Raw genomic sequence first — 993 nt, 5'->3', positions numbered from 1 at the left:
CGCCAACTACATCGCGCTCACCGGACAGAGGCTGTCACCCAGCGCCTTCTTCGAGCGATTCAACCACGCCTTCGGGCAGTTGATGCGAGAGGTGGCCAGTCGGGCCGTGCAGGCCGTGCGAGAGGCAGCCTGTGAGGACAAGCCCTTCAATGAACTGGGAACCTTGCTGGAAGAATTCTCAGACGTGCAGGTAGCCGACTCCACCTGCCAGTTGCTGCGGCGACTGGCGGCTGACTGGGCCCCATCCACCAGCCAGACACGGCCAGCGGCCTTCAAATGGCACGCGTTGGTGTCACTTCGAGACGAGATGCCGGTGGCCGATGGCATGACGCCGCAGCGCACCCAGGACACGCGCGCTTTGCCCGAAGAGGCGCTGACGCCCGGCACGCTCACCTTCATGGACCTGGGGTACACGGACACCGGCCGTTTCCTCGACGCGATTGAGGCTGGCGCTCACTTCCTGGTGAGGCTGAAGGCCCAGCATGCCCCGAAGGTGCTGCGGGTGCACGCGGGCAAGGGCGAGCGCGTACGGGCGCGTGGCATGCGCCTGACAGATGCGCTGCTGCAGGGCATGCTGCGTGAGGAGGGCGGCGTCATCGACGTGGACGTGCAACTGGAGAAGCAGGGGCGTACGGCCTCGGCGCGGGTGGTGGCCGTGCAAGGGCCAGAGGGCGAGCGGCGTTGGTATTTGACGACGGTAGGCCGCGACGTGTTGACAGCACTTGAGGTGGCTGAGGCCTACCGCCTGCGCTGGAGGGTGGAACTTCTCTTCAAAGCCCTCAAGTCCGGGGTGGGGCTGACGGCGCTACGCGCCACGCGACCTGGGGCGGTGCTCTCGTTGGTGTACGCCAAGGTGATTGCCCTGGCCCTCTCGCGGCTGCTGGAATTGTCGATGCCGCAGAAGGAAGACGCGTCGGGCCAGCAGCAGGCGACGGGGCGGCTCGCACTGGTGCTGGCGTTGACCCGCTGTGCCCCGCTGCTGCTGTCGCATGC

At 66.8% G+C, this 993-nt stretch carries 1 protein-coding gene; it reads left to right on the top strand.

What is annotated here, in order from left to right:
• The coding region (locus HNV26_RS37340; protein ID WP_171453039.1) for an IS4 family transposase at window positions 1–993 on the top strand (993 nt) is incomplete at both ends.

This window comes from Myxococcus xanthus (assembly GCF_013116825.1).
Classification (GTDB): Bacteria; Myxococcota; Myxococcia; order Myxococcales; family Myxococcaceae; genus Myxococcus; species Myxococcus xanthus_B.
Note: the sequence above shows the minus strand (reverse complement) of the source record. Positions and strands in the feature narration are given on the sequence as shown.